At 51.7% G+C, this 8,773-nt stretch carries 9 protein-coding genes and 1 pseudogene; 4 read left to right on the top strand and 6 right to left on the bottom strand.

What is annotated here, in order from left to right; all coding sequences use genetic code 11:
- Window positions 1–109: 109 nt before the first annotated feature.
- A complete protein-coding gene (locus tag ACOTYB_RS24065) occupies window positions 110–388 on the bottom strand; it encodes a YeaC family protein (RefSeq protein WP_003857863.1) in 279 nt (92 codons plus the stop codon).
- Window positions 389–429: 41 nt separating this feature from the next.
- Entirely contained in the window at window positions 430–843 is a 414-nt protein-coding gene (gene msrB, locus ACOTYB_RS24070) for a peptide-methionine (R)-S-oxide reductase MsrB (protein WP_003857865.1), read from the bottom strand.
- A 341-nt stretch (window positions 844–1,184) separates the two neighbouring features.
- On the opposite strand from msrB, the gene gapA reads away from it, so the two are divergent.
- Both gapA and ACOTYB_RS24080 read left to right on the top strand, forming a co-directional pair.
- Window positions 1,185–2,180 carry a glyceraldehyde-3-phosphate dehydrogenase gene (gene gapA, locus ACOTYB_RS24075; RefSeq protein ID WP_006809136.1) on the top strand — a complete coding sequence of 332 codons (996 nt, stop codon included), beginning with the start codon at window positions 1,185–1,187 and terminating at the stop codon, window positions 2,178–2,180.
- Between the two features lie 74 nt (window positions 2,181–2,254).
- The gene (locus ACOTYB_RS24080) at window positions 2,255–3,139 is read left to right on the top strand and encodes a D-hexose-6-phosphate mutarotase (RefSeq protein ID WP_023324474.1); all 885 of its coding nucleotides are present in this window, start codon (window positions 2,255–2,257) and stop codon (window positions 3,137–3,139) included.
- A 66-nt stretch (window positions 3,140–3,205) separates the two neighbouring features.
- On the opposite strand, the gene ACOTYB_RS24085 is transcribed toward ACOTYB_RS24080, so the two are convergent.
- Window positions 3,206–3,952, bottom strand: a complete 747-nt coding sequence (locus tag ACOTYB_RS24085; RefSeq protein ID WP_022650867.1) for a MipA/OmpV family protein — start codon at window positions 3,950–3,952, stop codon at window positions 3,206–3,208.
- A 432-nt stretch (window positions 3,953–4,384) separates the two neighbouring features.
- Here ACOTYB_RS24085 and yeaG point away from each other — a divergent pair, with 432 nt between their 5' ends.
- Window positions 4,385–6,319 (top strand): protein kinase YeaG, encoded by a 1,935-nt coding sequence (gene yeaG / locus ACOTYB_RS24090; RefSeq protein WP_006809140.1) that lies wholly within the window; start codon window positions 4,385–4,387, stop codon window positions 6,317–6,319.
- Between the two features lie 89 nt (window positions 6,320–6,408).
- On the top strand, window positions 6,409–7,692 hold the full coding sequence (locus ACOTYB_RS24095) for a YeaH/YhbH family protein (RefSeq protein ID WP_023299884.1): 1,284 nt from the start codon (window positions 6,409–6,411) through the stop codon (window positions 7,690–7,692).
- A 259-nt stretch (window positions 7,693–7,951) separates the two neighbouring features.
- On the opposite strand, the gene ACOTYB_RS24100 is transcribed toward ACOTYB_RS24095, so the two are convergent.
- From ACOTYB_RS24100 to ACOTYB_RS24110, 3 genes and pseudogenes are all read right to left on the bottom strand, one after another.
- Window positions 7,952–8,272 carry a hypothetical protein gene (locus ACOTYB_RS24100; RefSeq protein WP_022650865.1) on the bottom strand — a complete coding sequence of 107 codons (321 nt, stop codon included), beginning with the start codon at window positions 8,270–8,272 and terminating at the stop codon, window positions 7,952–7,954.
- The gene (locus ACOTYB_RS24105) at window positions 8,272–8,511 is read right to left on the bottom strand and encodes a hypothetical protein (RefSeq protein ID WP_022650864.1); all 240 of its coding nucleotides are present in this window, start codon (window positions 8,509–8,511) and stop codon (window positions 8,272–8,274) included. Before ACOTYB_RS24105 ends, ACOTYB_RS24100 begins: the two co-directional genes overlap by 1 nt.
- Before the next feature lie 82 nt (window positions 8,512–8,593).
- Window positions 8,594–8,773, bottom strand: a pseudogene (locus ACOTYB_RS24110) (hypothetical protein); the annotation flags it as partial.

The raw sequence follows: 8,773 nt of genomic DNA on the forward strand, positions 1-8,773 counted from the left end.
AAAAAGCTGGGAAAAGAGTACAGTAATATGGTCATGGTGGCATGACCATATTACTGGGGATCCCTCAGCCCACAGGGAGAGGGTTGGGTGAGGGCATAAACCCGCACCGTTATTGCATTTTCATCGTCGCAATCGGCTTCGGCGTGATGCCGAAGTCTTCTTTCAACTCGCGCTTGCTTTTCATCACCATCTGACCGTTAGTGTCGATGGTCATGTGCTGGGCGTCGGTATTGTGACGCGCCTGCCACAGCATCACCAGCTGCAAGCTGTTCTCTTTTTGCTCAGGTGTGAGCGCCACACCGTCCGGCCATTTTCCCAACTCAACGGCCGTCACCAGACGCTGATAAACCTCCGGGGTCATACCTGCAATCATGTCATCAATATTCATGATCTCTCCCTTTCAAAGGAATAATTTGCTGAATCGTTTTTTCAACCCTTGGTCTGGTCGCCGTTTTCATCATCGGTAAAGCTCATGGAAGCCGAATTTACGCAGAAACGCTCCCCCGTCGGCTGCGGGCCATCCGGGAAGACATGCCCGAGATGGGCGTCGCAGTTCCCGCAACGAATTTCGGTGCGCACCATGCCGTGCGAGGTGTCCGTCAGGTAGCGGATCGCATCATCGCTGACAGGCTCGTAAAAACTCGGCCAGCCGCAGCCAGAATCGTACTTCGTCTGGGAGTTAAACAGCGGTGCATCACACACCAGGCAGTGGTAGACACCTTCCCGTTTATTGTGCAGCAAACGCCCGGAAAACGGCGGTTCTGTGCCGTGATTTTGCGTCACGTAAAACTGCATCTCTGTAAGGTTTTTTTTCAAATCGTCGGGGTTACGTTGGTTCGACATATGCTTACATCTCGCTGTTGAAACAGACATCTTTTAACCCAGATTCTAACAAAACATTAACACCCGCGCGTGCACTTTTGTTCTAAACTTATGTGTCGCGAAAAGGCGGTCAGGCAATTGTGATCAATTTCACATTTTAATCCTGCGAGGCCTTTAAAATTCCGGGCGCAGCCCCCATGTGGTTGCTAGCTCAAAGGGAAAGTGAGGCGAGTCAGTCGCACAAACGTTAGTCACAGGATTGATTTGTCGCAATGATTGACACGATTCCGCTTGACGCTGCGTAAGGTTTTTGTAATTTTACAGGCAACCTTTTATTCACTAACAAATAGCTGGTGGAATATATGACTATCAAAGTAGGTATCAACGGTTTTGGCCGTATCGGCCGTATTGTTTTCCGTGCTGCTCAGAAACGTTCTGACATCGAAATCGTTGGTATCAACGATCTCCTGGACGCTGAATACATGGCGTACATGCTGAAGTACGACTCAACTCACGGTCGTTTCGACGGCACCGTTGAAGTGAAAGACGGCCACCTGGTTGTTAACGGCAAAACCATCCGCGTTACTGCTGAGAAAGACCCAGCTAACCTGAAATGGAACGAAATCGGTGTTGACGTTGTAGCTGAAGCTACCGGTATCTTCCTGACCGACGAAACTGCACGTAAACACATCACTGCGGGTGCGAAGAAAGTTGTTCTGACTGGTCCTTCCAAAGACAACACCCCAATGTTCGTTCGCGGTGCAAACTTCGAAACTTACGCTGGCCAGGACATCGTTTCCAACGCATCCTGCACCACCAACTGCCTGGCACCGCTGGCTAAAGTTATCAACGACAACTTCGGCATCATCGAAGGTCTGATGACTACCGTTCACGCAACCACCGCTACTCAGAAAACCGTTGATGGCCCGTCTCACAAAGACTGGCGCGGCGGCCGTGGCGCGGCTCAGAACATCATCCCATCTTCTACCGGTGCTGCTAAAGCAGTAGGTAAAGTACTGCCAGAACTGAATGGCAAACTGACTGGTATGGCGTTCCGCGTTCCAACTCCTAACGTATCCGTTGTTGACCTGACCGTTCGTCTGGAAAAAGCTGCTTCTTATGAAGAAATTAAGAAAGCAATCAAAGCTGCTTCCGAAGGCCCAATGAAAGGCGTTCTGGGTTACACCGAAGACGACGTTGTATCTACCGATTTCAACGGCGAAGTGTGCACTTCCGTGTTCGATGCTAAAGCAGGTATCGCACTGAACGACAACTTCGTGAAACTGGTTTCCTGGTACGACAACGAAACTGGCTACTCTAACAAAGTACTGGACCTGATCGCTCACATCTCCAAATAAGTTGAGATGAGTGCTTGATCCTAAAAGGCGACTTCGGTCGCCTTTTTTATTGTTTTTAGACAGAGGATTGCTTAATGATTAATAAAATTTTTGCACTTCCGGTAGTCGAACAACTTACCCCTGTGCTCTCCCGCCGTCAGATTGACGGTGCCGATATCATCGTCGTTGATCATCCGCGCGTTAAAGCCTCCGTCGCGCTCAACGGCGCCCACCTGCTCTCCTGGAAACCAGAAGGTGAAGAAGAAGGCCTGTGGCTGAGCGAGGCCACCTCGTTCAAAAGAGGGGCGGCGATCCGCGGCGGCGTACCGATTTGCTGGCCATGGTTTGGCCCGTCAGCGCAGCAGGGATTACCGTCTCACGGTTTCGCCCGTAACCAGCAGTGGACGCTGAAAGCCCACAACGAAGATGAAAACGGCGCGGTGTTGACCTTTGAGCTCCAGGCGAATGATGAAACGCGCGCCCTGTGGCCACATGAATTCACCCTGTATGCCCGCTTCAAGCTGGGTAAAACCTGCGAGATTGAACTGGAAGCGCACGGCGAATTCGAAACAACGTCCGCCCTGCACACCTATTTCAACGTAGGCGACATTCAGGCCGTTAAGGTGAGCGGACTTGGCGATACCTTTATCGACAAAGTGGATAACGCGAAAGAAGGCAAGCTGGACGACGGCGTGCAGACTTTCCCGGATCGTACCGACCGCGTATACCTGCACCCGGAAGCCTGTAGCGTCATCCACGACAGCGCGCTGAACCGCGGTATTGATGTGGTTCATCACCACCACAGCAACGTAGTGGGCTGGAACCCGGGCCCTGCCCTTTCCGTCAGCATGGCGGATATCCCGGATGACGGTTACAAAACCTTCGTCTGCGTGGAAACCGCGTGCGTGACCGCGCCGCAGAAAACCAGCGAAGAAAAACCGTCCCGCTTAGGCCAGACGATCAAGATTGTGAAGCGCTAATATTGTTCAGGCATCATAAAAAACAAACGGGGCGCAAGCGCCCCGTTTTAATGCATTACGTTCTGGTCAGAACTTGTAGGTCACACCTACAGAGAAGATGCCAGACCAGGACTTGTCGACCATCGGGCTGTCTTTCACTTCATCGCTCAGACGAATGTAACGGCCAGTACCGTACACATTCCAGTCACCGAGGAAGTTATACGATGCGGTGAGTTCCAGGTACGGGTCCCAGCCATCATCCGCGCTGTAGCTATTCAAACCACTGCGGCGAGACTCCGCTTTAGACACGCCATAGTAGTAGTCGTTGTAATTTTCGCTGCTGTACTGCACACCGATACCCGGCGTCAGCGTCACTGCGCCGTTGGTATAGCGGTAAAGCCACGCCAGATCCCAGATGAAGCCGTTGCTGTTGTCCAGGGTATCGCCCGCCAGCGCAGTGCGCAGGAAGCCATACTCGGTATTATGGACGTAAGAAAGCCCCGCCATCAGTGAGCTTCTGCGTTTGTCCAGTTGACGAAGCGCATTGCTGTCGCTGTCGCCTGGTTTAAAGTGCGTTGGGTCGTAATAGGCCATGATGGAGAGCTTATCGGCCGTATCGTTCCACAGATAGTAGCCGCCGCCCAACCCACGGAACCAGAAGTTATCGCCTTCATAGGTGACAACGGGGACAGGATAAACGTCGCGGTCATACTGCTTGTACGGGCTGTTAATCACGCCAGCACCCGCGCCAACAGTCCACTGGCTCTCAGCCTGTACGGTGCTCGCTGCGGTAGCGGCAAGGATGCCCAATGCCAGAAGTTTGAGTTTGGTCACAATCCATTCTTTCCTGTAGTCAAATAATCAGCGGGTGAAGTGTAACCGCCATTCCCGTACATCCCAAAATTTTTTGCGCACTAATCCGTTTGATTAACCCGTTATTTTTCATTTTTCAGATGACATCCCGCTTTCATTTATGTGACCGATAAATGAAAAACCCGCTTTTCGCTTATAACCGCAGTGGAAATTTTTGGATGAGTTATTGATATGTCATTGAAAGTAGATTTTATCCGTATGCAAGTTTTGCAATTGCCATCTACGCTTTAATTTAAGAAGAGGTTTTGCTGAACACCCTGCGGTTCATAGCCTTCGACCTGGCACACAGGTTGCTGCTCTGGCAGTGAGGTGCGAAAAATTCTCTTCCGGGAGCCTCCACTACTCATACGAACGGCTCTTATCCTGTGCTAAAAAACGAAAGGACGGCATGCCATGAATATATTCGATCACTATCGCCAGCGCTACGAAGCTGCCAAGGACGAAGAGTTCACACTGCAGGAGTTTCTTACCATTTGTCGGCAAGATCGCAGTGCCTATGCCAATGCGGCAGAACGGCTATTGATGGCTATTGGTGAGCCAAACATGGTTGATACTGCCCTGGAGCCACGGCTTTCCCGTCTCTTTTCGAATCGGGTGGTCGCCCGATACCCGGCGTTTGAAGAGTTCTATGGCATGGAAGATGCCATTGAGCAGATCGTCTCCTACCTGAAGCATGCCGCTCAGGGGCTGGAAGAGAAGAAGCAGATCCTTTACCTGCTGGGTCCTGTCGGTGGGGGTAAATCCTCCCTGGCTGAACGGCTGAAAGCGCTGATGCAGCGCGTGCCGATCTATGTGCTGAGCGCCAACGGCGAGCGCAGCCCGGTCAATGACCATCCGCTGTGCCTGTTTAATCCGCAAGAGGATGCGCAAATTCTGGAAAAAGAGTTTGGCATTCCGCATCGCTATCTCGGTACGATCATGTCGCCGTGGGCGGCAAAACGTCTGCACGAGTTTGGCGGGGACATTACCAAATTCCGCGTCGTGAAAGTGTGGCCGTCTATCCTCGAGCAGATCGCCATTGCCAAAACAGAACCCGGTGACGAGAACAACCAGGATATCTCGGCGCTGGTGGGTAAAGTCGATATCCGTAAGCTGGAGCATCACGCGCAAAACGACCCGGATGCCTACGGCTATTCCGGTGCGCTGTGCCGTGCCAACCAGGGGATTATGGAATTCGTCGAGATGTTTAAAGCACCGATCAAAGTGCTGCATCCGCTGCTGACCGCCACCCAGGAGGGGAACTACAACGGGACGGAAGGTATTTCCGCCCTGCCGTTTAACGGGATTATCCTTGCCCACTCTAACGAATCTGAATGGGTGACCTTCCGTAACAACAAAAACAATGAGGCGTTCCTTGACCGTGTGTACATCGTCAAAGTGCCTTATTGCCTGCGGATCTCCGAGGAGATCAAGATTTACGAAAAACTGCTCAACCACAGTGAGCTGGTCCATGCCCCTTGCGCACCGGGAACGCTGGAAACGCTGTCGCGCTTCTCGATCCTGTCGCGCCTGAAAGAGCCGGAAAACTCCAGCATCTACTCAAAAATGCGCGTGTATGACGGCGAAAGCCTGAAGGATACCGACCCGAAAGCGAAATCGTACCAGGAATACCGCGATTACGCCGGGGTCGACGAAGGGATGAACGGTCTGTCGACGCGTTTCGCGTTTAAGATCCTCTCCCGCGTCTTTAACTTCGACCACGCGGAGGTGGCCGCCAACCCGGTACATCTGTTCTACGTGCTGGAACAGCAAATTGAACGTGAACAGTTCCCACAGGAGCAGGCTGAACGCTACCTGGAGTTCCTGAAAGGCTACCTGATCCCGAAATACGCCGAGTTCATTGGCAAAGAGATCCAGACCGCCTATCTGGAATCCTATTCCGAATACGGCCAGAACATCTTCGACCGGTACGTCACTTACGCTGACTTCTGGATCCAGGATCAGGAGTATCGCGACCCGGATACCGGCCAGCTGTTTGACCGTGAATCCCTGAACGCGGAACTTGAAAAAATCGAGAAACCAGCCGGGATCAGCAACCCGAAAGACTTCCGAAACGAGATTGTGAACTTCGTGCTGCGCGCCAGAGCGCATAACAACGGCCGCAATCCGAACTGGACCAGCTACGAAAAACTGCGCACCGTTATAGAGAAGAAAATGTTCTCTAACACGGAAGAGCTGTTGCCGGTTATCTCGTTCAACGCCAAAACCTCAACCGACGAGCAGAAAAAGCACGACGATTTTGTCGACCGTATGATGGAAAAAGGCTATACGCGCAAACAGGTCCGCCTGCTTTGTGAATGGTATCTGCGCGTGCGTAAATCGTCTTAAAACAAGTGCCCGGTAACGCGCTTACCGGGCCAACAAAATGTCCGGCACTTACGGACGCTGCAAGTTGGCAAATGCAGTACGGGGGATATATGACCTGGTTTATTGACCGGCGTCTTAACGGCAAAAACAAGAGCACGGTGAATCGCCAGCGCTTCTTGCGCCGTTATAAAGCGCAAATTAAACAGTCGATCTCCGAGGCCATCAACAAACGCTCGGTGACCGACGTCGACAGCGGCGAATCCGTCTCCATCCCCAACGATGACATCAGCGAACCGATGTTTCATCAGGGGCGTGGCGGCCTTCGCCATCGTGTACACCCAGGTAATGACCACTTCGTCCAGAATGACAGAATCGAGCGTCCCCAAGGCGGAGGCGGCGGTTCTGGCAGCGGTCAGGGGCAAGCCAGCCAGGACGGAGAAGGCCAGGATGAGTTTGTCTTCCAGATTTCAAAAGACGAATATCTCGATCTGCTGTTTGAGGATCTGGCCCTGCCGAATCTGAGAAAGAATCAGCACCGTCAACTCAACGAATACAAAACCCATCGTGCGGGCTATACCGCAAATGGGGTGCCCGCCAACATCAGCGTGGTGCGTTCACTGCAAAACTCGCTGGCGCGACGCACGGCGATGACGGCAGGCAAACGGCGCGAACTGCGCGAGCTGGAAACCAGCCTGAAAGTAGTAGAAAACACGGAACCGGCGCAACTGCTGGAAGAGGAGCGCCTGCGAAAAGAGATTGCCGAACTGCGGGCGAAGATCGACCGGGTGCCGTTTATCGACACGTTCGACCTGCGCTACAAGAACTACGAAAAACGCCCTGAGCCTTCCAGCCAGGCGGTGATGTTCTGCCTGATGGACGTGTCAGGTTCAATGGATCAGGCCACCAAGGATATGGCTAAGCGTTTTTATATTCTGCTCTATTTGTTCCTGAGCAGAACGTATAAGAACGTGGAGGTGGTCTACATCCGCCATCACACTCAGGCGAAAGAGGTGGATGAACATGAGTTCTTCTACTCGCAGGAGACCGGTGGCACCATCGTGTCGAGCGCCCTGAAGCTGATGGATGAGGTAGTGAAGGAGCGCTACGATCCGGCGCAGTGGAACATCTACGCCGCGCAGGCATCGGATGGCGATAACTGGGCGGATGACTCGCCGCTGTGTCATGAAATTCTGGCGAAGAAGATCCTGCCGGTGGTGCGTTACTACAGCTACATTGAAATTACCCGTCGCGCCCACCAGACGCTATGGCGTGAGTATGAGCATCTGCAAGCGATGTTTGATAACTTTGCGATGCAGCACATTCGTGACCAGGATGACATCTATCCGGTCTTCCGGGAACTGTTCCAGAAGCAGAGTTCGACAACCTCCAATTAAATGTTATTAATCAGCCAGTTAACTTTGTTTTTCTGGCTGATTTTATTGCATTTTCATCCTCATTTTTCTCCATGTTTTTCATTCACTTAAATTTTATTTTGGGGAATGCGATTTTGAAGAAGTGATTATGCAAAACTTCCTTTGAGCTTTAGGATGCCATCATGGGATGGAGGTTAAAATTCTCTCGTTCCGACCAAACCACACAAAAAACCAGCCGCTTATGGCTGGTTATTCGTCAGTGAAGCATGGGGAACTTTATCTATATTGCAGGGCAATCATCATCTAATGCACGATTGATGAAGAACGTCACTCTGCCCAACACTTCCACCTCTTCCAGAGCGGTTCCTTCTATTGCCTCGCCATCATCCGTGATCAATGACTTACCCATCAGTTTTGCAAACTGCGTGTGGCCGTCGCACAAAATTAACAATACATCTCCTGGCCTTTTTTTCGTGGCTGGCTCAATGACTGCAAACCCAACATCTGTTTCAAGCACCCTGCTTTCGGCCCCTATGTTGCACAGAACGGATGGAGAAAGTTGGCGTTCGACGTAATCGGTAGCAGGTGATGCAAATCCCATCAGAGGACCCTCCCCATGTTTCTCAGGATCCAGTACCGGTTATCGCTACCGTCTGTCGTCTTGTCAGCGAAGCCTGGCTGATTGCGCTCTATCCATGCATTGGCGTCGGCTCGGGTGAAGTGCCAGTTAAAACCACGCAACTTTTCTATAAAGCTGTCTGTTCTCAGGTAGCGGTAGCCCTTTGGGTTAAGCTCTATGGCCGCAATAAAGGCGGCCTGAATATCTGAAATTCGGGGCATAATCTGCACTCCCTTTATTACTGTGTTTATATACAGTAGTTTCAAATGGAATGCAGATCAATTTGGGTTCGCCTATTAATTTTTAAGGCTGAATGTCCTCAGGCTGCTCTGTCAGTTCAAGAGAAGCTTCGGAAGCTCTTGTTTTCCAGATGCTATCCTCTGGCATATCCAAGCGAACATCGATCCAGCTGTTCACCGGCACATCCATCGGCTCCCCTTTCATTTTGACGATCTCCCCGTCATCGCTCAGCATGTATTTTCG

Source organism: Enterobacter cloacae complex sp. IR5450 (assembly GCF_049238665.1).
Taxonomy (GTDB): Bacteria; Pseudomonadota; Gammaproteobacteria; order Enterobacterales; family Enterobacteriaceae; genus Enterobacter; species Enterobacter hormaechei_C.

Bases quoted from the DNA above. Each gene is read 5' to 3' on its own strand.
- msrB (WP_003857865.1), bottom strand. From the start codon at position 843: ATGTCGAACCAACGTAACCCCGACGATTTGAAAAAAAACCTTACAGAG.
- ACOTYB_RS24065 (WP_003857863.1), bottom strand. From the start codon at position 388: ATGAATATTGATGACATGATTGCAGGTATGACCCCGGAGGTTTATCAG.
- ACOTYB_RS24095 (WP_023299884.1), top strand. From the start codon at position 6,409: ATGACCTGGTTTATTGACCGGCGTCTTAACGGCAAAAACAAGAGCACG.
- ACOTYB_RS24100 (WP_022650865.1), bottom strand. From the start codon at position 8,272: ATGGGATTTGCATCACCTGCTACCGATTACGTCGAACGCCAACTTTCT.
- ACOTYB_RS24105 (WP_022650864.1), bottom strand. From the start codon at position 8,511: ATGCCCCGAATTTCAGATATTCAGGCCGCCTTTATTGCGGCCATAGAG.
- gapA (WP_006809136.1), top strand. From the start codon at position 1,185: ATGACTATCAAAGTAGGTATCAACGGTTTTGGCCGTATCGGCCGTATT.
- yeaG (WP_006809140.1), top strand. From the start codon at position 4,385: ATGAATATATTCGATCACTATCGCCAGCGCTACGAAGCTGCCAAGGAC.
- ACOTYB_RS24080 (WP_023324474.1), top strand. From the start codon at position 2,255: ATGATTAATAAAATTTTTGCACTTCCGGTAGTCGAACAACTTACCCCT.